A 23,172-nucleotide genomic window follows, 5' to 3' on the forward strand; every position below is an offset into this window, starting at 1 on the left:
TGAGCCGGGTGCCGAAGCTGGTCACCGTGCGCCTACGGCCGTCCGGCGGCATCAAGACCTGGCTCCGGGGTCGTAAACTGGCGGACTCCCTCGCGGCGAGTTGGTTGCTAGGCTACCTGGTTTACCGCGTGTACGAGCGGCTGTGCCGTAGGCTGGACGTCGAGAGGGTCCTCCGACCCGTCCTACCGGGGAATCACCCCTTCGAGAAGAAGCCGGATAACCTGGAGCCGTGGGAGACGCGCGGGTGCGTGATGCCGGACGCCGTCGAGCTGGTCGTGGACGGCGACGTGAGCGCGGAGGAGGTCGCCCGCATCGCCCGGGAGACCGTGGAGGACGTGCTGGAGGACGTCTTGAAGCGCGGCCGCGAGACCCCCTGGAGGTGTCATAACGTCAGCCTGTACGAGCCGCTCGAGGACTGGTGGGAGCGCACGTCCGGGAGGTCCGCGGCGAGGGTCGAGCTCCCGCCCGGCCTGATCCAGGTCTCCGCGGCCGTCGTGGACCTGGAGGAGCCAGACGACGAAGAAGCGTACCGGGAGGCCGTCCGCCGCGTCGCGAGCCTCGTCGGGACGCGGGCCGAGGTGATGGACGCGAGGGGATCCGGGGGTCAGCCCTGCAGCGTCTGCGGTACGTACCCGACCGTGGGAGATCGTGAGTTCTGGGAGGAGCTCTCGGAGCGGCTCCCTCCCCAGCTCCTGAAGCGGTGGGAGGGCGGCTTCGAGCGCCTCTGCGCCGCGTGCCTGCTCAAGCGCTACTTCGGGACGCACGTGATACGCTCCTGGTACCTGGAGAAGATCTCCTGGATCCCGTCCACGGCCGAGGTCGCGATCACCCCGGTCAAGGTCGGGATACTGAACAGGTGGGAGGAGCTCAAGGACGACGGGGGCTTCCGAGAGGCTGCCCTCGGGTTTCTGAGGGAAGTGCTACCGGAGCAGCTGCGGCAGATCGCCCACTACCTCAGGTGCGTCAAGGAGGTGGATCGGGCGGGGGAGCTCGAGGAGGCCGCCAAGGACCTGAAGAGGGACCGCCTGGAGCCCGAAGGGCTACCGGAGGACGTGAGGAAGGAACTCCACCGGCTGACCCCCAAGGCGCCCAGACTGGACGAGGAGCTGGGGGACGTCGAGGATTCCCTGATCGAGGTCCTCCTCTGCGTCGAGGGCAGGTTCTGGTACGATCCCGAGGCCCCGGGGGGACTGAGGGAGCTGCTCGAGGCCGGCGACCTGGAGAACCTCTACACCCCGTACTACGCCCTCCTGAAGCTGGACGGCGACCGCATGGGCGAGCTCTTCTCGCGGGACCCGGAGACGACCCGCGGGGCCTCCCGGGCCACGATCGAGTTCGGCCTGAAGGCGATGAGAATCGTGCACGGGCACTACGGGGTCCTCCTGTACTGCGGGGGCGACGACGTCTTCGCGGCGCTCCCCCTGCACACGGCCCTCGACTGCGCGTTCGAGCTCGAGGAAACCTTCCGGGAGAGCCTGAAGAAGTGGAAGGGGACCTGCAGCGCCGGGCTGGCCGTCGTCCACCACCTCCACCCGCTCCGGGACGCGATCGACCTGGCGTACCGGCTCGAGAAGAGGGCTAAGGAGGCCGGCAGGAACCGGCTCGCGGTAGGACTGTACCGGAGGAACGCCCCGGAGCGGGTCGCGGTCCTGAAGTGGGAGGCCGACGGGAAACGCCCCTGGGGGCTACTGTTCGAGCTCGCGGACCTCGTCTCCAGGAGGGCCGCGTACCACCTGCCGCGGGACTGGTGGGAGGGCTGGTGGGAGGAGCTCGACGAGCCGAAGAACCTGCTCCGCTCGCTGCTCGGGTACGTGGCGCTGAGGCACCGAGGTGAGGGCGCCGACGAGGGTGAGATCGTCGGGCTCGTGGAGAGGATCGCCGAGGTCGTCGGGAAGGCCGGACCCGAGGACGGCGACCCGGGCGCGGAGGTGGGTCGCGCGCTGGAGATCGCCCTCGAGCTCCGCTCGGAGTGCCCGGCCGGGGGTAACGGGGGTTGACCGCGCGCCACGTGGCGGTCGGGTTCCTGGTCCTGCCTCAGGACCGCGCGTTCTTCCGCAGGCCCGAGCCATTCAGGGCCGCGGCCGAGTCGGTGGCGGAGTCGGAGGGTCCCAAGCCCTGGACCGTGGCCGGCTGCGTCCGCAACGCGCTCCTGGAGGTCACCGACGGGGACCTCGGGGAGGTCCTGGAGTACCCGCGGAAGCTCGTCAGGTCGGCCCCGCCCGGGTCGATCGGGGAGGCCCTGGGGGAGACGGCCCTCTTCCTCGGGACCTGGGTCGTCGAGGTGCGGCCCGGGGCGCCCGACCGGCTCGAGCGCGTCTGGTGGCCGTGCCCCGCCCACCTGGCGAGGTACGAGCCCGAAAGTGGGGGCGAGGCCGTCGACCTGCTGAGGGTCGAGGAGGTCGGGGACGCGGCGATCGCGTTCTCGGGTCACGACGAAGCACTCCGCCGCCGGTACGGGTTCATGACGCCGAAACCCCCGAGGCCCGGCTCGGACGTCGAGACCCCCGGGCGCTACGTCGACACGGGAACGATCTCGAAGATCCTCGCGGGAAGGACGCCCGCGAGAAGGACGCCGGACCTCGAGGACAACGTCGCGGGACCCGGGGAACTCCTGCGTCCCGAGCTCCACGTCGGCGTCAAGCTGGTCGGGCTCAAGACCGCGGACGAGGGCTACCTGTACGCCGCGAGGTTCCTCAGACCGGGCAGGTCCCCGGTGGACGGGGGTAGTCTCGTCGGGTTCCTCACGGTCCTGGCGGTGCCCGAGGACGCGTGGGACGACGGGGTACTGGAGGACCTCCCCTCCCCGGGCGGCCGACTCGGCCGGGGACGGCACGCGTGGGTGATCCCGCTCCGCGCGGGGGACTGGTCGGACGACGTCTTCCCCGAGGTGGAGGAACCGGAGGGGGACCTCCCGGGCCTGTACCTCGAGACCCCGACCCCGTTCCCGGAGGGTGACGTCCGGTCCTCCTCCCCGGGCGACCGCCTGAAGGCAGAGGCCGTCCTCGTGAGACCCGGGAGCCCAAGAGATCGCGTCCTCCAGGTCGAGCTCGAGGTCTCGGAGGTGGAGTCCGAGGTACTGGCCGACCGGGTGATCGAGACCCGCCGCGTCTCGACGTGGTCCGGTAAGCGCGCCTCCCCTGACCACCTGGCCGCCGCCGAGGGAACCGTGCTCGCGCTCGGGAAGCTCGACGTCGACCCCGGCACGCCCCTGCTCCTCTTCCCCAGGATGGGGGATGAAGACAGAGAGCTGCTCGCCTCCAGGCTCGCGTTCCACCTCTCCGGCGTGGGTACGGCCTACGCCCTGAGCCTACCGGGGGTGAGCCCGTGACGGACGCCCTCCCGTACTTCCTCGTGTGCCGGACGCCGACGAGGGCGGGTGCGGGTCAGCGGGCGACGGACGTGATCGACCTACCCCTCCAGCGCGAGGCGCACACGAAGCTCCCCGTGATCTACGGCTCCACGCTGAAGGGCGCCCTCCGCCACGCGACGCTCCGGAAACTCTCCGAGGAGCTCGACGGGGAGACCTCCGAGGGGCTCGTCGACGCGGTCTTCGGGGACAGACCCGGCGAGGGTAGCCCGTCACCGGGCGTCGTCGCCTTCAGCGACGCCGTCCTCCTGGCCATGCCCGTGAGGTGCGAGCCCGGCTTCCTGGCCTGGGTGACCTCACCGTACCAGCTCGGTAGGCTGTACGAGGTCCTGGAGCTGACCGGGGAGCTGGAGGACCTCCGGGAGGCCGTCGAGGAGGTCCTGAACGACTGTAAGGACCCGCGGGGGAACGGTGCCCTCGCGCCCGAGGAGGGCACTCTCCTACTCGACAGGATCAGGGTGAGGGCGGAGGCCAGCGACGCCGTCGGGGATCTCGCCGGGGTGCTCTCGGAGACGGTGTTCGAGGGCGCGCCCGAGCCCCACTTCCGGCGCTACGTGGAGGAACGGCTCGTGGTCCTGGGCGACGGCGCGTTCGCGGACCTCGTCAACTCGTGCACGGAGCGCGTCGTCCGCGTCCGGCTCAACGAGGAGAAGACCGTGGAACAGGGCCCCTGGTACGAGGAACGCGTGCCCGAGGGGACCGTCTTCTTCGGCACGCTGAACGTGCGGCACGACACCGTACCGCCCAAAAACGGCGTCGACGCCCGGAAGGTGCTGTTCGGGAGGTGGGAACCGGACGGCGTGCCCGACGGGGACGACAGGAAGTTGGAGGCCCTCAAGGAGGCCGCCGGGGAGCTGGAGGCGGGCGTGCTCGGGGCGGTCGCCGACGGGAGCGGGGACGGCTACCTGGACCTCCGGTTCCAGGTCGGGGGCAGCGAGACGGTGGGCTTCGGTCTCGTACGTCTCAGGCAGTTCGTGGGGGAGTGAGCGGTGACCGTGACCCCGTTCCGGTGGGCCGTCGAGTGCGTGAGGGATGTGGAGCGGCTGACGGGCACGGTCTGGAAGGACTCCGACGACCCGTTGGAGACGTACTACAAGCGCGCCACGAGGGCCGCCGTGATGGTGCTCGAGGAGGGCCTCCCCCTGACCCTCGCGTTCATGGCCTCCCGGGGATCGAAGGACCCCGGCACCCTGCTGGCCTACCACCTCGCCATGTACCTCAACCACGTCGTGTTCGCCGACGAGCCCGAGTGGTCGGAGCTCAGGGAGGAGTGCTTCGGCCGGTTCGACGACGTCGACGAGGACGAGATCGCGGAGAAGGTCGGAGAGTACGTCCGGGACGAGGTCAGGGAGGCCCTGGTGGAGCTGGCCGGGAAGGAGGGCACCCTCGAGATGCGCTACGCCGAGTCACGGGCGCTCGAACTGCTCAACGTGATCAAGCGCGTGGCCGAGGGTTGGCACAAGGTGTCGAGGTTCGGGGGCGGGGATTGATCCCACCTTTCACCCGTCTTTCTTATGAGATATCATCGAAGATTATAGTATCATCTCGTACTGGTTTTTCATAGGGTTAACTTACTTGGTGGAAATGCGGGTTCTTCCCCGTAGGAGACGGTCGTTCCGGGGCGCTTGAGTATGAAGTATTACCACTTCTACTCATACTTATCAATACTGGTAATGGTTTTTCCTGAAGCCCAAAATATGCACTTTAATAGTGCGAGTTTTGCATCTTATTTCAATTCGAAGAGATGACGATTCTAACCGTTAGCAAAGAATTATAGTTCTTACAAGATATCAAAGCTATCTGTAGGCACTATGTAATTATTACTTCATTAAGTTAACTCATTAATTACTCATCAGGAGAAACTATAACTTTCGGTATTACCGATGTTGTATATTAAACTTTTGACTAAAGGGAAACAGATTAGTATCGGATTTTAGTATGATTAAGTGTTCAGCGGAATCGGGGTAATCTTTAAATAGGACCGGTACGCCAGCCCTAGTGGGTAAGGGATAGGGAATCTCCTCGGTGGTTTCGGAGTGTAAAGGGTGATCCTCCGGAAGAACCGCCTGCCCTCGCAATTAACCCGTAATAATATGGGTAATGAAACGGTAATGAAACTAGTATAATCTCCGTTAATTCATCTGCTACCTCTGGTAGTCTCTGTATTTCCGCAAACGCTCGCAATTAACCCGTAATAATATGGGTAATGAAACAACGCCTGGAGAAAAGCCTTCGGTAAACCCCTAACAGACACAGCCCTAAGACCCCTCGCAATTAACCCGTAATAATATGGGTAATGAAACAATACCAGAACGTCTCACCCGCATGGAACTTCGGCTTCAGCGGAGTACCACACTCACAGACTCGCAATTAACCCGTAATAATATGGGTAATGAAACCGCTGTGGATAAACGATTGTCCACCGTGATACATAGCCGTCTAACCCTTCTTCGTCTCGCAATTAACCCGTAATAATATGGGTAATGAAACCTGTCTTCGCTTCTGGCCTTACTGTCTTCGTGAATGTTCCAAGCTCCAGGTAGTCAACTATCATCCTCGCAATTAACCCGTAATAATATGGGTAATGAAACTCTTGAGTAGGATACCGTTGATGATTGCCTCTCTCGTTTCCTTTGCCTCGTAGCCTCGCAATTAACCCGTAATAATATGGGTAATGAAACTGTGCTGGTGCTAAGTGAAAAGATTGCCACCCAATGCCCTAGATCTCTGACTCGCAATTAACCCGTAATAATACGGGTAATGAAATCCCACTACCGTCCTACATACTGCAGAGAGGTCCACCGTTGTTTTTATCCCATAACTCTCGTAATTAATTCGTAATAAAACGGATAATAAGACATTCACAAACTCTTTAAAGTTATAAATTCAATCATTCTCCGATTAACCACTATTTTGCAATTAACCTACAACCTATAATAATATTTGTGGTTAACCTACGTACAATATAAACGACGACTATCGTTATCGGAGGCCATTCGTCGGCCGACCGCGACGCCGTTCCCGACTCTTTGAGGGAAGCGCGGGGACTGTCCGTGGCGTCCGCTTACACGTGGCGTACCCCGGGTCCGGATGGTGGTACCGCCCGTCGGCTCGCGCCGATCGCGTCGTCGGGACGGAAACGTTACGAATTACGTAACTAATGGCGGGGAAGGGGCGTCAGGCCGAGATCCACCGGCGGAGCGCCGCCGGCGTCGGCACCGGTAGCACCCACCACACCGGGAGCCTCCGACCCTTCGGCTCCCGCGGCTGCGGTTCCCGTTTCACTCCCTCAGCCCCCTCGCTCTCTCCCCCGTTCTTCCGCCCCTTCCCGGTGCCTCCGTCCGGTTTCTCCGGCTCCGAGGGCTTAGGTTCACCCTCGGTCCCGTTCTTCGAGCTCTCGGTGGCCCCTCCGGTACCCTCGGTGCCTCCGGTCGGTTTTCCGGGGCCCTCCGGCTTCGTGGACGTCTCCCGGGTTCGATCCGTCTCCGTCCCGCCGCCCACGCCGTTCGCGGGCTTCTCTTCCCCGGGTTTCTCCTCCGTCCCCTCCTTCTCCTCGGGCTTCTCACCGGTCCCCTCCTCACCGCCGGTCTGGGTCCCCTCGATCCCGCTCGGTCGCCCGAAGCTCACGCTGCGCACGGGGGCGGGCATGGGGCCGCTGAAGGTACTCCTCAGGTAGAGCGTTTTACCGCGCCACTCGATCCTCGCGAGCGCTACCACCCGGTAGTCCCCGGGGTCCACCTGGAAGGTCGCCGAGAAGTCCCCGTACTTCCCCACCGGCACCTCCCGGGCCGCCACCAGTTCGTTCCCGCGGTACAACTCGACGCGAACCTCCCGGATCTCGATCCTCTCCGACGAGCCCCCCCGACACCAGCAGGGCTCTGGACGTGCTGCCCTTCACGCGTACGGGCGACGTGTCGGACGACTCGATCCCGGCGAAGAGCGGGATCTTCAGTCCGGCCACCGCGAACACGTCGTCCACGGTACCGTCGCGGTACCGAGCGACTATCCGGAAGACGTACAGGGTGTGCCCGTCCACGTCGATCGTCAGCACGCCCTCCCCGGACCGAAGCTCCCCGCTCCAGACCTCGTAGCAGCCGTGGTAGCCGTAGTCCTCGTAGAACGTCGCCTTGAGGCTCTCGACCTCGCCGGTGACCCGGTATCTCAGGACCAGCGTGGTCCCCCGCTCGGTGACGTCGAACAACTCCATCTCGGCCCTGACGTCCGCGGGTCTCCAGTACCCGTCGTAGTACACCCGCGGGTTCAGGTACGCCTCGAGGGCGCCCATCGCGGCGGCCGTCGTCCCCTCGTCGTCCGACCAGCTCCCGTACTCGGGTCCCGTGGTCGCGACCTGTCCTTTCAGCAGCCAGCGGACGGTCGCGTGCAGGTCGTACTCCGGGTCCTCGATCAGGTCCCGGAGCTTCCTCTTACCGCCGGGCGTGTCGACCTCGACGTCCGTCGCGATATCGTACCACAGCGCCTTCAGCAGGGCGAACCGCAGCACGTCCCCGGTCGTTCGCACGTCGGGCGAGCCGTTCCGCGTCCAGACCGGTCCGTGCGAGCCGTCCACATCCTCCCAGGTTACACCCGACTCGGCGCTGAACAGCCACTCGAGGCCCTTGCGGACGGCGTTAAGGATCCCGTCGCGGTCCACGTCCAACCCGAGCCGGTCCGCCAGCCGGTACACGTCGATCAGCGTCGAGATCACGCGCGCGTGATCGGCCGGGTCCTGGTCGAACCCGCCGTCGCTCCCCTGGTGTCCCAGCAGCCAGGCCATCCCACGCTCCACCGCCTCCCGCACCTCGGAGAACGCGGTGTCGTCCAGCCCCAGCTGACCGCCGACGACGTCGCGGAACTGGAGCACCCTCAGCAGGAGCTCCACCGCCGAGGCCGTTTCTTCGGGCTTCTCCTCGCGCCATCTGCCCCAGCTCCCGTCGTCGTCCTGGGCCTCGACCAGCCCCAGGATCTTCTCCCTGATGACGTCGCGGTCGGTCACGGGCGCGAGACCCTGGTAGACGGTCTCGTGCAGGATCGGTTCCAGTAGTCTGTTCACGTCCCGGAAGGTCGGGTACAGGAGCAGCCCTATGCGGACGGCCGGCCACGTGTCCGCGGGGCTCGACGCCGGGACGTGCAGGGGTACCCGCGAGGCTAACGAGTCCATGCGCTCCGCCGCGAACAGCACCGGGTACGCCGTATCGAACGCCGCGTTCAGGTGTTCGTTGCCCTCGGCGAACCACCAGATCGTGGCTCGCTCGACGGCTTGCCTACACTCCTGCCCGATCGCACCGTACTCCTGGGAACCCGTCCAGTCCAGGGCCGAGGTCGGCGCGAGCGCCGCCAGCAGCACCACCGCTACCACGGTCGCGGGTCGCAAGGTGGCCCCCTTCGGTTACTGAAAAGTAACCGATAAATAAAGCTCGCAACGCCCGCGTCCGGCGCCGTCCTGCCGTACCCGAGGAACGCGAGTCGAGGGAAGCCCCCCTTCGAGCCTGTCGATGGGTTAGGGACAGCGCGACGGCGAGCGCGTACAGTGGGTACACCTCGAGCGTCCTCTCCACCACCCGGTGGTACAGCACCACCTCGTCGTGAAGGGGTACCGTGGATCCGCTGCGGACCGCGTGGTCCCTCCGCCCGAGCGGTACGCGCCCGACGTCCTTATCCTTCGGACGGTGTCGGACCTAGCCCCCTCGGTCCCGACCCCGGCGGGGATGACCTCCGGGGAGGGATGTGAACCTCTAGAAGCTGCGAACCGTGATCGTGCGGGACGACCAGGAGCAGGGAGAGCAGGTCCGACGTCCCGTCCGGTGGCGTGACGCACGGTTCGAACGCCCCGCGCTGAATAGGGAGACGACGCGTCGACGCGGATCGAAGGGGCCCTCCGGGCGGGTTCCCACCGTCACTGAGGCGACGACCTCGGCGGGCGATCCCACGGTGCGCATCCTATCCCGACGTCGGACGGACGGTGCTCCGCCTTCGGGACGACCGCGGCGATTCAAGGTCAGGCCCCTTCTCCGGCGCGACGCGGGGTCCGGACCGTCCGCTCGGTGCCTCGACTTCGGGGGAGGGGGCGAGATGTTGCGCACGGGTCGACGGGCCCGACCCCGATCCGGTCCCTCGCGGCGGAGAGGGCGTTCCGACGGTGGAGGGGGTTCACGGTCGGTGCTCCGTGATGTGGACGGTTCGGTCGAAGACATCCCCGTACGGGTCCGCGGGGGATGACTCGATCGACAGTCGGAACCGTTTCGACCCTTCCCGGACCGGGCGGAGCCCCCGGAGGGTCCGTTCGAATCCCGGTCCTCACGCACGGTCCCGACGGTCTCCGAGGTGAGCGACGATCTCGGCGGGCTCGCGGTGCCGTCCGGGATCCATCGGAGACCGTGGGACGTCGCCGCGGTACCGGGCCCATCATCGGGCCCGAATGTACGATTCCGGATACACGTAAATACGCTTCGAAAACGGGTTACCGGGTCGGGGATACCCTATCTACCCTCCCCGGATGACCGTGAGTTCTCGAGGCCGTCACCCCGGTGTTCATCGGGAAGAGTTGTCCTCCGGTACTGGCTCAGGGCGCTCCTCGGGCGGTGTTCGGACTGGAAGGAGGTGCGCGGGTTCGAGGCGGCCGTGTTCGGCGGGAAGGTCGACGACGAGATGTTACCGCCCTCGGTGAACCTGGTGTTAGTCGGAGAGCGGCAGATCGGGTGCTCAGAGGACTACGGTCCGGTCGTGGGGGGAGACCGGAGGAAAGGTTGGGCTTGGAGGTTCTACCTGAGTATCCCGTACGGGAGGGGTCGAGGTTCGAGCTGGAGGCCCGGTACGTCGTCTCCGAGCGTGCCGAGCGGATCCTCGAGGAATACGGGCTCGACGGGAACTCCGTCCGGAAGGCCTTCGAGCGGTCCCTGAAGTTCCTCTCGCTGCTGGGAGGTGTAGGAGCGCGCTCGCGTCGGCGCGCCGGGTCGCTGATGTGGGAGGAGGTCGTACTTGGGGATGGATTACGGGAGCACGTCAAATAGATCGTCGACTGGATCGAGGATAAGCTGGGCGACGGACTCCGGGACGAACCGGGGGTTCCCCGCGTTCAGGGATGGTTACTTTGCGGTCGGCGTCGGGCCAGGGGCGAAAAGCCTGAACGAGGCGTTGGAGTGCGCCTGGAAAGTTTACGACCGGCTGAGGAATGAGTCGGAGAATAAGAGACGAATGGGGCACTACCTCGGGATCGGTCGCAGGTACTCGCGCTCACGGGTTCACTTCCAGGTCAAGCGCCTGAAGAACGGTGAGTTCGTGCCCGTGGTGACGGCGTTCGCGGGGCGGAGGAAGGAGAGGGGAAACCTGAAGGGCGTCCGGAAGGCTATGGGGAAGAGTTGGACGCTTTACCCGTGAGGCGGCGTCTCCCTCGCATCGGCGGCGGCACTATCGGCGGAACCGGTAGCTCGTGCTTCGCCGGTTTCTCCCGCTCGGGTTTCCGACCCGTCTTCGGACTCGAAGGCTCCTTCTTCTCCAACCCGATCACCGCGACCACGGGCACGTACGGGAACCCGAACCTCCCGGTGACCCGCGGCCACTCCGACTGCACGACCCGTTCCCCTTCCTCCCGCACACCGACGACATCGACGGCGGCGCCACTCCCTCCACCACTTCCTCCGAGCGTCAGTACCAAGTGGTCCGTGAGCGACACGTTCGTGAAACCCTCTTGGATGTCGGCGAACCCACCGGGCCACAGGAACAGGACGTGCGGACTCCAAGCGTCCGATGTCGCCCAACAGTTGAATCCGCCTCCCCGTCCTGAAGGCTGTAGCGGCGCGGGCCACTCGATGCACCCGAAATAGTAGTAAGATCCTAGCTCTGGGTAGTGTTTCGGTCCCGCGATCGGTAGTCTATCGATCTCTTCGGGCTCCCTGTGGGCGGTCGGTATCCTGAGCTTCAGGACCAGGGCGGAGCAACCGTGCCTCCGCTCGTCGTACTTAGGCGTCACCCGGAAGTCGAGTTGGGTCCACCTCCAGGTCCAGCCGAGCACTTTCCACGTGACCTCCGAGCGGCTCACGGGCTCGATCCGTTCCCACTTGACGTTGACATCGGGGCTGTCCAAATCGATCCCCTCGATCGGGTATAATTCGGGATAGAACCTGGCCTCGAGCACCTCCGTGCCCTGCGGTAGGAGCACGTGCAGCGTCACCGGCTTCCCGGGCTCCTTAACCCTGATGTACGCGCGGTACTCCGCGTCCACGTGGTCGACGACTTCGACTCCGTGATCGGATTCCTTCAAGTGGACGTCCTCGATTATCAGGTCGCTCTGCACGCCCACGTCCAGGAGCGCCTCCGGACCCACCCAAGCGTCACCGTGAACGGGCAACGGTAGGACCAGCGCCAACAGGGCCGGTAGGAGGACCCACCGCACCCTCACGCGGAGGCCCCGCGATGGGAGTGCGGCGGTGCGGGATTACTGTTTTTCGCAACGTGGACGTCGTGTGGTGAACCGGGAAGCCGGATCGCCCGGTGTAGGACCGGAACCCCCGACCGGAGGGTATCTCCGCCACGGTCAGCAGCCCCCGTTCCCACCGTCACCACCGTTACCACCATCGCCCCAGTCTCCTCCGTCGCCGAACCAGCCACCATTTCCCCAGCCCCCTTCCATCGATTCGGCGATTTCAGCGATGCTATCCACGATACTCTCGAAGATGCCACCGGACTCATCGGAATCCCACCAGTGATAATCCCCGAGGCCATCGCCCCCTGCGCACCAACCGTTATGGTCACCGTCATGGTCCCGGTGCCGTCGGGACCCGTGTCCGTCGTCGGTCCTACCCTCGTGTGGGTGGAGCTCGGAGAACGTCTCCCCGAGCGGGACCACGCCGCCGAAGGCGAGCGTCCAATCTTCTGCTGAACCGCGGCGACCGACCCCCAGCAGGGCGACAATCGGGGCGCGGTCCTCCGACCTGCGGCCGAGCGGGATCGCGATACCGCGGAGGTCGTGCTCGGTCTTGAACTCGTACCGGCTCGTTGGAGGTATCACGAGCGTCACGTGGAAGGTCACGAGGCTACCTTCCTCGGCGAATTCGCGCAGGGCGTCCCCGGAACCCACGATCTTCAGGGCTTCCCTCAGCGCACCCCTACACCCTTTGATGTAACCCCTACTTCCCACTACGAACTGGGTTCCCTTCCCTCCCGAGAGGTCGCGGTCCGGCACCTTCAGGAGTCCGGAGAGCCTGCGGTCGAGCTTGTCCGGAGTACCTTCGGCTCTGAAGACGACACCGACGATGTCTTCGGCCTCCTCCACGATCCTCGACGCCTCGCGGACCACCTTACGCCCCGCCGATCTCGCCGACCAGAGCGCGGCGATCAGTAGTATCACTGAGAGTACGATCACCTCACGATCCGCCAGTCTCGCCGACCATAGGACGACGATCAGTGGTATCGTCGAGAGTACGAACCGTACGGGTGCGGTCATCGGTGCCGATATTAGCAGCAGTACGAATAGCAAGAGCAGTGAGGGGAGGAGACCGAAGACGAAGAACACGATCGCCGTCGTCAGGCCGAGGATCACTATCCAGACGTCGGAGAACAGTTCGAGCCATCGCAGGGCGAGGAGCGTCGAGCGCTCCCCGATATCGGGTGCCCCCTCGACGCCGGCGGAACCACGGATTCTCCCGGCGGTATAAGCCTTACGATAAGTATACGGTGGCCGGGCGGTGCCGGTGCGTGTCGATACGAAACGCGGCGGTACCGGCGGTTCCATCCCGCGGGTCGTCCTGGTGGTGACTTTCATCCCCGGATGGTCGGGTCCCGTGGGCGGACCTCTTCACCTCCGTGTCGCTGGACCTCGATCACGTAGGAAACGAAGTTGTTGTAGGAGAGCACCCGGTACGCCTCCGTGTGCAGGTTGAGCCACATGCGGACCGCGGTCAGCGCGCACACCGTCGCCGAGGCGCAGGTCCCCATCAGGTAGCCCAGGGCGAGCCACTTCACACCCCACCGATGCCACGCCAGGAGCTCCGCGATCGGGACGAGGGAGAGCGCCACCGTCGCCTCGATCTCCCGGCGGAACGTGATCAGCTGCGGGTACGTGTAGACCACCAGCGCCCCCGGGACGCTCCCCAGCAGGTACAGTACCAGGAGGTCCGGGTTCGCGCCGGCCAGTTGCCGTTCGATCCACTTCACCAGCGTCGCCAGGTTCCCGAACGGCGGGACGGGGACGGCGCTGACCGCGTGGATCAACGCTGACGACGCCTTCAGGACCGGCCCGAGGAGGTACGCGACGTCCCCCGACATCCAGTAGTGGAACCGAGGTCTCACGAACGAGGCGGTCACCAGCGCCAGGACGCCCGAGAGCGCGAGGGCGATCCCGGCCCCTTTGATGAACTGGAGGAACATCCGCCGTCCTATCTCCTCGAGCTCCCTCGACTCGACCCTGTAGATCCTGTCCAGGTCGTCCCCGACGTCGATCCAGAAGATCCCGGCCGCGAACGTGCCGGCCAGCAGGGGGACCATCCCCACGGATGCCGGGACGTCGAGCGGTGGGTACGGGAACCCACGCCCGCACCAGATGACGATCTTGTCGAAGAACATCATGGCGTAGTACGCGATCGAGGACAGCGCGATCACGAAGTAGTCCAGCGCCGCCGCGGCGGCCACCACCAGGCACCCTACCAGGTACTCCTTGGTGATCTCGGGAGGGTTCTCGAGGTGTTTCCGCGCATTCGCGACGAGGCTCGCCGTGAGGGTGATCGCCAGGAGGGACGACGAGAGTACGAACGACCTCAGGACGTCGGAGGTCACCGCCGCGAGGACGGCGAACGCGACCGAGAACGCCGTCCAGGAGGCCACGATCTGTAGGACGGCCTTCCACCGGTACTCCTTCCAGCTGGCCGCGACCATGCAGGTCAGGGTGTAGACGATACCCGTCAGCTCGGCGGCCAGAACGACGTCGTGCGAGAGCTTCAGACCGAAGGACTCCGAGAGCAGCCGGCTCAGGAGGTACGGCACGGGCGGGTAGACGACCGCCAATAGCGCGAGCACGCCGATGACGGGGGACAGTACCCCGAGGTACCTCGCGTCCGCCACCATCCGCGAACCTAAGACCTGGAAGGGTGAGGACGAGAGCAAACCCACGATGAGACCGAAACTGAGCCTGGGTAAATCGTTGAAGGACATCGATTCCAACAGTGCCAACAGCGTGATGACGCTCCAAACTGGGGTGAAGAGTAACGCCGATCTGACGACGGACTTGAGGTCCGCCCTTCCCCTCCTCACGCCCCGGATGACCTTGTCGATGGCGTCCGATAGGAACCCCATTCGATCTCACCCGGGGTCGGGGACCGCGTACTTCGCGTATCGACGCGTGTACTCCTCGCACATCCTGGTGACGTCGAACCTCCGGGCCTCCCTCGTTGCCGTGTACGACATCCGGAGGAGGGCCTCCGGGTCTTGGAGCAGTTCCAGGAGGGCCCGTGCACCGGCCTCGTGGTCCTCCGCCGGGAACGTCCGTCCTATCCCTTCCTTGACGATGTAGGGGACCGCGCCCACCTCGGACGCCACCACGGGACACCCGGTGCTCATCGCCTCGAGGAGGGCCATGGGGAGCCCCTCGGACCTGCTCGAGAGCACGAACACGTGGAACTTGTGGTAGAACCGCAGGATCTCCTCCGGAGACTGGGATCCGTGGAACTTCACGACACGCTCCAGCCCCCGCCGCTCTACGATCTCCCGACACCTCTCGTAGTGCTCCCGGTCATCGATGGGTCCGACCACGTGGAACCGGACCCTGTCGTGTCCCATCTCCTTGGCGACCCTCGCCGCCATCCGGACGAACACGTCGATCCCCTTGATGGGTTCGACCCGGGCGACCGTCCCCACGTGGAGTCTGTCCGCCTCGCGGAACTTCCTCTCCACGTCCGAGGGCGGTGGAAACCTCCAGGTCTCGATCCCCGAGTAGATCACGTCGATGCGGTCCTCCGGCGCACCCTGCTTCACGGCGTGCTCCCGGTGGTAGTCGGAGATCGCCAGGATCTCGTCGCAGTACCGGTAGGAGGTCTCGATCATCGACTCGAAGCACCGCCGGTACAGCTCCCGGGCTACGTCCCCGAGTCCCTCGAGGCGTGTGTCCAGCTCTCGGATCAAGACGCCGTGCTCCGTGATGATGTACGGGGTTCCTTTGACGGCCTTCCTGATGGCGCACAGGAAGCCACACACGCCGCAGTTCTGCGGGTGAGCCACGTCGCACTCGGGCATGTGGCGGACGCCCGATGCCGCCCCCATGACGAAGGAGCAGACGTTCGACACCGCCCAGTACAGGTCGCTGAACCGCTCGTCCGAACCCAGCTGGTCCTCCACGTACCGGGCCAGCGTGTACACCGTCGGTCCTTCCAGTACTTTCACAGGATTCTCCGAGACCTCGTACAACCGTTTCAGCATCTCCTCCTCCAGCGGCTCGCCCTCCAGTATATACTCGAAGGCCCGCTCCAGGACGCGGAAACCCCTGGGAGCCCACTCACCTCGGCGTCCCAGCAGCCACCGGATCCTGTGAACCGGGAACACGCGGGCCGCCCAGCGGCGCTTCCCCATCCGTCTCGGTACCAACTCTCGGACGACCACGTCCCGGACGTTCTCCGGGATGTCCACGACCGGCTCCGTCTTCCCCGGGGGCGCCAGGCAGAGCACGTTGAACCTGACGTTCGGGGAGTGCTCGATGAGACGCTGTACCCAGGTCGTGACTCCCCCGAGCGCGATGGGATACGTTCCCTCCGTTACGATGGTGACCTCGGGCCCACCCAACATGATCACCCGGTATTCATTACTGAAAATACAGCTCGATAATGTACATTTCCCATATGGGTTACATTAGCTAACGTTAACTCACTCGAGCATTGACGGAACTAACATCTTGAAAACATCAGCCGGTCGGATCGTCGGCCGACACGGGCCTCTAGATGATACCCGATACGGCACGCTGTCTCTGGGTCCACGGAGCGAGGGAGGGTATCCTTCGACGTGTACACGGGTCACCGATCGCGCGGATAGAATCCTCGTCCCGTTAACGATACCCAACTTTCTGCTACGTTAAACCAACGTGATCGGGTTGAGTATCACGTGACGGTAGGATGACCGCAGGTAGTGTGTATCCGTTCATAAGACGCCCGCACCCTACGGTCCGGTGGTAGGTTGGGAAGGCCGTCCACGGCTCGGACCGGGACGCACGAACCGTCACGACTCCGACGTCAGCTTCCGGGCCAGTCCCTTCGCGTCCTTCACGGTCAGCGGTATGTACCCGCGACCCCTCAGGTGCACCCTGACCGTCTCGGCCACGACCCGCGTGGTGCCTTCCGTCCGCTCGGTGGTCCTCCATCGTGACCACTTCCGCTCCCTCGATCAACTGTCGCGGTATCTCCTCACCGCGTTTGAAGAACCCGTAGTCCCGCACGATGACCAGCCGATCCGGCTCGACCCGGACGTGACTGCACAGCAGGTACGTCAGGATCGGTAGCCCCCTGGAGGATCGGCGCGGATAGTCCCACCTCGAAGTACCAGCTGGCCGTAATGCCGAACTTCACGAGCTTCGCGAGCGTGATGACAGGCTACCCACCGTCGCGACGCGGTACAGCCGGATCCGGTTGCGACCGACGGCCCCGCCGTAGAACCGGTAGCACCTAGCGTTCAAATCCGTCCGAGGTACGGTGCCGCGACCTTCATCCGTATTCCTCGATGTCTCGAAACCTTTAGAGGATGCTATCTCGAACCCTCACATCTCGCGGATCGCCCGGGCGAGTCCTTCGGTGTCCAGCACGGACAGCGCCAGTTTCTCACCGTCCACCGTCCTGAGGACCGCCGTGTCACCGAGGATCGTCACGTCGACGACCTCGTCGGACCGCACGAACCTGGAGCGGAAGGGTTCCCACACATCGAGACCGTCCGGCCTCACGACGACCCTTCTCATGAACGAAGAGAACACCTCGAAGGCGCCCGGTACCGACGCCGTTACGATCGCCACCCAGACGAAGAACCAGATGTACTCGGAGAGGGCCCTCGGCCCCTTGACCGACAGGATCAGGAACGAACAGGCGGCCATCGCGATGGGCACGGACGGCGCCAGGGCCTGGAAGGTTCCCCGAGGCCCGGGGGTCGTAGCTCGGGTACTCCGGCCACTCTACCCGCCTCATCCCGACCTCCGACTCCTCGCGGTGTCGGAACTACGGGCGTTACGTTTCGAACGATGCGGTGCGTCCGGATTCCAGCGGTCGTATGACGTCCTCGGGGTATGGTGCGTAGGACGTACACGGACGGTACGCGGTGGATATCACCGACACCGTGTCCTGACCGGACCACCTCGGGCGCGGCGGCTGCCCGACGGGCGGCTCGTACACCACGACCTCTCACCAGTCCGTCTCCGGAGGTCGTCCACCAGGTCGGTCACGTCCGGACCTCCACGGCCTCTCGGAGGACGCCCCTCCACAGGGCCTCGTACTCCTCGGGATCGACCACGTGCATCTCGATGGGGTGCGCCCAGGATTCCTCCAGACCCAGCTCGCGTTCGATCTCCGCGACGATCTCGGCGCGTTCGAGCGGTTTCTCGGGCGCGTTTCCGCTGACGATCACCACCCTGAGCCGGTCCCCTTCCACCGACGCGTACACCCTCGTACGCCCTCCGAGGAGGTCCCGGGCGACCTCCGCGATCCGCTCGGCCCAGTACCTCCACCTAGTCACGAACGGCCGGTACTCCGGGGGGACCTCGGCCGCGGTCCCGTGCTAGGGAACCTCGGAGAGCTTCCCGTCCAACCACATCACCAGGTTGTCCAAGGCGGCCTCATCGAGCTCCCTCAGGTACGTGGGCTCCGGTAGTTCACTCCCGTCCTCGATCAGGTCGTACTCTCGATCGGTCCTGGGATCGTAGACCATCACGCGGGGCGCCCAGCCGCCGAAGGCGTCCTTCACGCCCCTGTACACCTCCTCGACCTCCTCGGGGTGCTCCGACGCGGTCTTTACGATCGAGCCCGCGCCGAGCACCGCCAGGAACGCCTCGGGGACGGCCTGTGCCGTCCTCCCCGCCACGGTGATCATCTCATAGAGCACGTCCTCGAACGCGGTGAGCCGGAGGGCCGCCACGGTCGCGTCCTCCTCGGAGAACCCGTACCGGTCCATCAGCCGCTCCGCCCGCCCCCTCACCTCGCATCGACGCGCGAGCAGGAGGGCCACCGACAGGTCGGGGGCGTAGCTGGACAGGTACTGCCTGGCGATCAGGAACCCGCTTATACCCATGGCCTCGCACCCGACCAGTCCCACACCCACGGTCCCCACACCCAGCGCGCCCCGCCTGGCGGTCGCGACGTCCTTCAGGTCGTTGCAGCTCTCGAGCCTCCTGAACTCGACGCCGAGACGGCCGTCCCTCCTGAGTCTCCTGAGCCCTTCGATGATCCTGTCCACGAGCGTCTCCGCCCTGTCCAGGAACGCGATCCTGTGCCGTCGGAGGTCGAGCCTCGTCAGGATCTCCAGGATCAACCCCACGTCCTTCTCCTTCCGCAGGTACAGTGGCAGCAGGTAAGCGCGCCACTCGCCGGACGCCTCCACCGAGACGCGAACCGACGGTCTCTCCAGCACGGGGCGGTTGGCGATCACCACGTACGCCCCGGGCAACCCGTAGTACTCGCCCAGCATCAGCTCGAGCGCCTTCTCCACCGAGTCGACCTCCGGTGCGAAGACGACCCCGCCACCGGTGGCGAGCGCGATCCAACCGCCGATACCGACCTCCTCACCCGTTCTCACCGCGTGATCCAGCTCGAGGAGGGCCCGCACGACCCTTACGCGTCCTTTACCCTTAACGCTCTCGATCCACTCCTCCAAGCGGCTCTCGACGACCTCACGGACCTTCTCGGCGTAGTCCCCGAACACGACGTCCCGGAGCTTCCCCCTGGTATCCTCGCTCGGGTTACGGTCCAGGGCCGCCCAGACCGTGCTCAGGTGGACGAGCCGGCCACCCAACGACTCTCTCAACGAGTCGCGCACGATGCCCTCCTTGACCTCCGCCAGGAGCGATCGGACGAGGCCGTGGTGGGCGTCGTCCAGGACCACCAACGACCCGCTCAGGACCTCGCGGAGCCTGTCGACGCTCATGTGAGGTTCCTCACCCTCCTCCCGCATGGCCCGCTCGCGCGATTCGACGAACCGGGGTAGGTCCCCGAGCTTACGGTAGGTCAGCAGGACGACGCCGCGTTTCACCTTCCTGGCTCCGACCATGAAGTTGTGATCCCTGACCACGTCGCAATCGCCGCACCGCTCCCAGGTGCACGGGCCCTCCACGTACTCGCGAAGACGCTCGAAGTAACCCCAACGCCCGAGCTCCATCGGGTCCCCGTCGGCGCGTCTGTACACCTCTTCGTAGAACTCGGGGGTACACTTGGGCAAACTGGAGAGTTTCGGATCTTCTCCGAAGTTCTTCAGGAACTCGCTCACGGGTATCTCGCACTCGTAGTCACCGAGATCCTTCAACCGGAGGACGTCGGAGGAGCCCGAGAGCTTGTCCCTCAAGACCCGCTCGACGTCGTCCAGGAGCGGCTCGGGGGCGACGTAGAAGCATATATAGGACGCCTCCCCGGCCGTCAGCAGGTTCTCGACGACCCTACCGACCGTGTACGACTTCCCGACCCTCGAGGACGTTCCGCAATCCGGCATCCCCCACGCGACCGCCTCACCCCGGAGTGACGCGGAACGACGTCGCGATCCCGGGAAGGGCACCCCCGTTATCCCGTAGGAAAATAATTGACCGACGACACCACGACGGACGCCGTCACGGGGGTGCCCGGCATCGAACGTCTCCGTATCCCGGCTCCCGACCCAGGGATCCCGCAGCCCGGGGGACCGGCGAAGGTGTCGTGACCGACGTCCCGCCCGTTGGGGCGTCCGAACTGAAGGTGGGCCTCGGATCTAGAACGAACTGATGGGTGTAAGGGAGTAACGACCGAAGCCGACCCCGAAAAACGGTTAGTAACCTCGAAACGCTTCGACCGGTGGGAGCGGTTCACCCGAACAGGAACGACTCGACGAGAGCCTCGGCCTCCTCGTACTCGCCCTCGTCGAGCAACTCCGAGAGGAGATCGGCGGGGTCGTACTCCGACCCGCTCTCCATGAGGACGAGAGCGTCCTCGAAGATCCTCCTCGCCTCGTCCAGCATCCTCAGGGCCTCGATCAGGTCGAGCGGACTCTCCGCGTCCAGGGCCGTCTCGACGGCCTCGTCCGCGAGTCGCTCCGACTCCCAGATCAGCTCCCAGGGGTCCAAACCGTTTTTCACCCCCTCCCTCCGACGTCTTCCAGGGCCCGTTTGAGGGCGCGGCGGGCACTATCGTAGGCCTCGGTGCCGGGTTTCACTCCTTCCTGCTCCAGGTATCGCTCGAACCTCGCGATGAGCTCGAGGTTCACGGTCTCGCGCACGACCTCGTCGACCCGTCGGGACAGGCGCAGGAGCGCCCGTCCCGTGGCGGTGTCCTCGCCGACCCTCGCGGCCTCGCGCCTCAGATGTTTCCGGAGGCTGTTCATGACCCGGAGCATCAGGTCCGGGTTCCGCGCCAGTGCCTTCCCGACGGCGTCCCGCCCACGGATCGCTCAGAGGTCCCGACCTGATGGCACGCTCGGACGGTAAAAGCGTTGCCATTCACCCCCGCGCCGGTGCCCGCGGACCCTCCGCCGTCGACCAGACCCGATCTTGTATGGTGCAGGAGCGAGGGCATAGTCGGGACTCAGGATGGCAAGGCTTTTATCTTAAGGCACTGTCTCATCATCGCTCCCATACAACTTAGATGCACCTGAAGGGACCATAAGCCGGGGTTGGTCGAGTCGCACGCTCACGTCCCGATACCCTCGGACCCCGTGGAACGGATCCGAGCCCTCCGGGTTCTACGGGAGGTGTACCGTCGCGGGAAGAAGCCGGGCTTCGAGGTGACCTACCGGACGGTGAGCGGGAGTACCTGCGGTCCGTACTACGTCGCGAGGTGGCGGAGGGACTCGAAGTTCAGACACGGTAGGACCCTCTACCTAGGCAAGCCCGAGAACGAGAGCGTTCGGTTCACCGAATGGCTGGTTTCACTGGATCGAAGTGAGGTTCTGGAGCTCGCGCGACACCTCATGCGCAACCTCCGCTCCGTCCTCAAGACCCTCCTCACCGAGGTCTCGAGCCTCCCATACAAGAGGGCGAGATGTGTCCTGACCCGCGGGCTCGCGCTGGCCTTCGACGCCAGACCCTCGAACTCACCGCGAATCCGCGACCTCCTAGAAGAACTTCCCGATCGACTCGAATCCTTCCTCGTGAGGACCCTCGGAGGCTGGCCCGCGCATTACTCCTCTCACTTGAACAAGATCATCCGTTCTCGAAGGAAATCCCTCGACGGGAGGCACGAGGTACCCGACGTACAACTCGAACTCGAACGCTGGAGGCTGAGGCACGACCGGTGAACGCCGGAGAAGGGCGTCGGACCGGCGCGGGTCAATCGCCCCCGTCACCACCGTCCCCGTCGTCACCGTCTCCACCGTCACCCACGTCACCCACTCCGTCACCCGTGTCCTCGTGTAGACGGTCGAACCCCGAGAACACCCACCCGACGGGAGACCCACCGAAGGCCAACTCGAACTCATCGTCATCTCGGTCGAAGATGGGGTGGATAACATCGTGTGATGATATCGTCGCGGCGACCCGTCCCCCCAACAGGGCGACCATCGGTACGTCGTCCTCCGGTTTACGACCCATCGGCACCACGACGCCGCGCAGGCGGTAACCCTCGGTCTCCCCTCGAGTCTCACGCGGAAGGTCACGAGACGTCCCCTCCCGGGCGAGCTCACGCATGTTCTCGTCCGACCCTACCACCCCCCAGGACCCTCCTCAGCGAGCCGCGACGCCCTTCGGCACTCCCCCGGACCACGAACTGGACCCCGGTCCTCAGGGAAACCGCGTCGTTTGGTACCTCTAGAAGCCCGGAGAGCCTCGAATCGAGCTCGTCCCGGGTGCCCCTCCCTTCGAAGGTGACGCCGACCAGGCCTCCCGTCGCCTCTACCACTTCGAGCGGATCACGTCGGCACACACCTCGTGCGAACACGAGATCAGAAGCACGATCGATATCCGGGCCGTGAAGGGCGCCAATACCATCGCCACGACCGTGGGAAGTGACGGTACGATCGAAGGGGCCAGCAACACGGCCGACAGCAGGAGGACGGGTGAGACCATCTCGAGTCTCCTGAGCCGTCGTGGGGCGCGTAACGTCCCCACGACGTCGGGCACCGTCGGACACTCCCCGACATGGTCGGTGGAATCACCCACGGTGGGGCGCGTACCCGACGGCCTTACCCCCACGCGGTCGGACGCCCGCCCGGGAAAGATGGTAAACTGAAGTGTTTCCTTTTTAGATAAACCGGTTTCCGAATAGGATCTTAGGACTCGCCCGACGCCCTCGCTCGCCGAGGTTTACCATACAAGAGGAGAGGGGAGAGGACCGGACCCGCCCGAGGGGCCGGATCGCAACGCGTGGGATCAGAACCGGAGCCCCCGCACGCCCTCCGCGTCGACCCACCTGGCGACCCTGAGGCACCTCCGGCACATCGGCACGACGATCAGGCTGTCACCCTCCTCGAAGTCCACGCGGGCGACGACCCTCCGGAGCACCCGAGCGTGCACCTCCGGCTCGGCGAGCAGCGCGTACGTCGAATACTGCAGCCTGAACGCCCCGTGGGACTCCAGAAGCTCGCGCAGCTTGCGGCGCTCGGCCTCCCCTCCCGGTTCCTTGAAGTCGTAGACGTAGAGGCGGAGGCGCGGGGACGGACCCCCCAGGACGCCCAAGGTCACC

The 23,172-nt window shown here is 65.0% G+C and carries 21 protein-coding genes and 1 CRISPR repeat array; of the genes, 7 read left to right on the top strand and 14 right to left on the bottom strand.

The annotated features are described in order from the left end of the window. The first annotated feature begins 8 nt into the window (after positions 1–8). Genes cas10 through MK_RS06940 form a run of 4 tightly spaced genes read left to right on the top strand, consistent with a single transcriptional unit; the run spans position 9 to position 4,857 of the window. Positions 9–1,997, top strand: coding sequence for a type III-B CRISPR-associated protein Cas10/Cmr2 (gene cas10 / locus MK_RS06925; RefSeq protein ID WP_158295972.1), 1,989 nt, complete (start codon positions 9–11; stop codon positions 1,995–1,997). Then, complete coding sequence (gene cmr3, locus MK_RS06930) at positions 1,994–3,328, top strand: type III-B CRISPR module-associated protein Cmr3 (protein ID WP_011019666.1); 1,335 nt, start codon at positions 1,994–1,996, stop codon at positions 3,326–3,328. The genes cas10 and cmr3 overlap by 4 nt, the downstream gene beginning before the upstream one ends. After that, positions 3,325–4,353 (top strand): type III-B CRISPR module RAMP protein Cmr4, encoded by a 1,029-nt coding sequence (cmr4, locus tag MK_RS06935; RefSeq protein ID WP_011019667.1) that lies wholly within the window; start codon positions 3,325–3,327, stop codon positions 4,351–4,353. The genes cmr3 and cmr4 overlap by 4 nt, the downstream gene beginning before the upstream one ends. A gap of 3 nt (positions 4,354–4,356) precedes the next feature. Continuing rightward, positions 4,357–4,857 carry a type III-B CRISPR module-associated protein Cmr5 gene (locus tag MK_RS06940; protein ID WP_148679769.1) on the top strand — a complete coding sequence of 167 codons (501 nt, stop codon included), beginning with the start codon at positions 4,357–4,359 and terminating at the stop codon, positions 4,855–4,857. Between the two features lie 581 nt (positions 4,858–5,438). Beyond that, a CRISPR array of direct repeats spans positions 5,439–6,134; the repeat unit is 36 nt; unit sequence CTCGCAATTAACCCGTAATAATATGGGTAATGAAAC. 410 nt (positions 6,135–6,544) lie between these two features. Here MK_RS06940 and MK_RS09145 read toward each other — a convergent pair. Together MK_RS09145 and MK_RS06945 are read right to left on the bottom strand one after the other, a co-directional pair. Further along, entirely contained in the window at positions 6,545–7,084 is a 540-nt protein-coding gene (locus MK_RS09145; protein WP_158295973.1) for a hypothetical protein, read from the bottom strand. Beyond that, positions 7,050–8,738 carry a Terpene cyclase/mutase gene (locus tag MK_RS06945; protein WP_011019669.1) on the bottom strand — a complete coding sequence of 563 codons (1,689 nt, stop codon included), beginning with the start codon at positions 8,736–8,738 and terminating at the stop codon, positions 7,050–7,052. Before MK_RS06945 ends, MK_RS09145 begins: the two co-directional genes overlap by 35 nt. A 1,378-nt stretch (positions 8,739–10,116) precedes the next feature. Here MK_RS06945 and MK_RS06950 point away from each other — a divergent pair. Continuing rightward, positions 10,117–10,374 carry a hypothetical protein gene (locus MK_RS06950; RefSeq protein ID WP_148679770.1) on the top strand — a complete coding sequence of 86 codons (258 nt, stop codon included), beginning with the start codon at positions 10,117–10,119 and terminating at the stop codon, positions 10,372–10,374. 124 nt (positions 10,375–10,498) lie between these two features. Then, complete coding sequence (locus tag MK_RS06955; protein WP_011019670.1) at positions 10,499–10,741, top strand: hypothetical protein; 243 nt, start codon at positions 10,499–10,501, stop codon at positions 10,739–10,741. Here the strand turns inward: MK_RS06955 and MK_RS06960 are convergent. The 9 genes from MK_RS06960 to MK_RS07000 form a co-directional block, all read right to left on the bottom strand. Next, entirely contained in the window at positions 10,710–11,762 is a 1,053-nt protein-coding gene (locus MK_RS06960; protein WP_011019671.1) for a hypothetical protein, read from the bottom strand. The genes MK_RS06955 and MK_RS06960 overlap by 32 nt on opposite strands. A 135-nt stretch (positions 11,763–11,897) precedes the next feature. Then, positions 11,898–13,124, bottom strand: coding sequence for a hypothetical protein (locus tag MK_RS06965; RefSeq protein WP_011019672.1), 1,227 nt, complete (start codon positions 13,122–13,124; stop codon positions 11,898–11,900). Next, positions 13,121–14,650: a hypothetical protein gene (locus MK_RS06970; protein WP_011019673.1), complete on the bottom strand. Its 1,530-nt coding sequence runs from the start codon at positions 14,648–14,650 to the stop codon at positions 13,121–13,123. Before MK_RS06970 ends, MK_RS06965 begins: the two co-directional genes overlap by 4 nt. A 6-nt stretch (positions 14,651–14,656) precedes the next feature. Beyond that, positions 14,657–16,132: a GT4 family glycosyltransferase PelF gene (pelF, locus tag MK_RS06975; protein ID WP_011019674.1), complete on the bottom strand. Its 1,476-nt coding sequence runs from the start codon at positions 16,130–16,132 to the stop codon at positions 14,657–14,659. A gap of 961 nt (positions 16,133–17,093) precedes the next feature. Next, positions 17,094–17,432 carry a PH domain-containing protein gene (locus MK_RS06980; protein WP_148679772.1) on the bottom strand — a complete coding sequence of 113 codons (339 nt, stop codon included), beginning with the start codon at positions 17,430–17,432 and terminating at the stop codon, positions 17,094–17,096. A gap of 329 nt (positions 17,433–17,761) precedes the next feature. Then, complete coding sequence (locus tag MK_RS06985; protein ID WP_011019675.1) at positions 17,762–18,055, bottom strand: DNA polymerase beta family nucleotidyltransferase; 294 nt, start codon at positions 18,053–18,055, stop codon at positions 17,762–17,764. A gap of 42 nt (positions 18,056–18,097) precedes the next feature. Then, positions 18,098–20,017 carry a hypothetical protein gene (locus MK_RS06990; protein WP_011019676.1) on the bottom strand — a complete coding sequence of 640 codons (1,920 nt, stop codon included), beginning with the start codon at positions 20,015–20,017 and terminating at the stop codon, positions 18,098–18,100. A 346-nt stretch (positions 20,018–20,363) separates the two neighbouring features. Then, positions 20,364–20,621 carry a hypothetical protein gene (locus tag MK_RS06995; RefSeq protein ID WP_148679773.1) on the bottom strand — a complete coding sequence of 86 codons (258 nt, stop codon included), beginning with the start codon at positions 20,619–20,621 and terminating at the stop codon, positions 20,364–20,366. An 8-nt stretch (positions 20,622–20,629) separates the two neighbouring features. After that, the gene (locus tag MK_RS07000) at positions 20,630–20,890 is read right to left on the bottom strand and encodes a hypothetical protein (RefSeq protein ID WP_148679774.1); all 261 of its coding nucleotides are present in this window, start codon (positions 20,888–20,890) and stop codon (positions 20,630–20,632) included. A gap of 276 nt (positions 20,891–21,166) precedes the next feature. On the opposite strand from MK_RS07000, the gene MK_RS07005 reads away from it, so the two are divergent. Continuing rightward, complete coding sequence (locus MK_RS07005; protein WP_011019677.1) at positions 21,167–21,790, top strand: DUF1678 family protein; 624 nt, start codon at positions 21,167–21,169, stop codon at positions 21,788–21,790. A gap of 31 nt (positions 21,791–21,821) precedes the next feature. Here MK_RS07005 and MK_RS07010 read toward each other — a convergent pair whose 3' ends face one another. The 3 genes from MK_RS07010 to cas2 all read right to left on the bottom strand — a co-directional run bounded on the left by MK_RS07010 (position 21,822) and on the right by cas2 (position 23,165). Then, on the bottom strand, positions 21,822–22,199 hold the full coding sequence (locus MK_RS07010) for a hypothetical protein (RefSeq protein WP_148679775.1): 378 nt from the start codon (positions 22,197–22,199) through the stop codon (positions 21,822–21,824). A 183-nt stretch (positions 22,200–22,382) separates the two neighbouring features. Next, a complete protein-coding gene (locus tag MK_RS07015; RefSeq protein WP_148679776.1) occupies positions 22,383–22,610 on the bottom strand; it encodes a hypothetical protein in 228 nt (75 codons plus the stop codon). A 249-nt stretch (positions 22,611–22,859) separates the two neighbouring features. Next, positions 22,860–23,165 (bottom strand): CRISPR-associated endonuclease Cas2, encoded by a 306-nt coding sequence (cas2, locus tag MK_RS07020; protein WP_011019678.1) that lies wholly within the window; start codon positions 23,163–23,165, stop codon positions 22,860–22,862. Between the last annotated feature and the right edge of the window lie 7 nt (positions 23,166–23,172).

This window comes from Methanopyrus kandleri AV19 (assembly GCF_000007185.1).
GTDB lineage: Archaea > JAADCQ01 > Methanopyri > Methanopyrales > Methanopyraceae > Methanopyrus > Methanopyrus kandleri.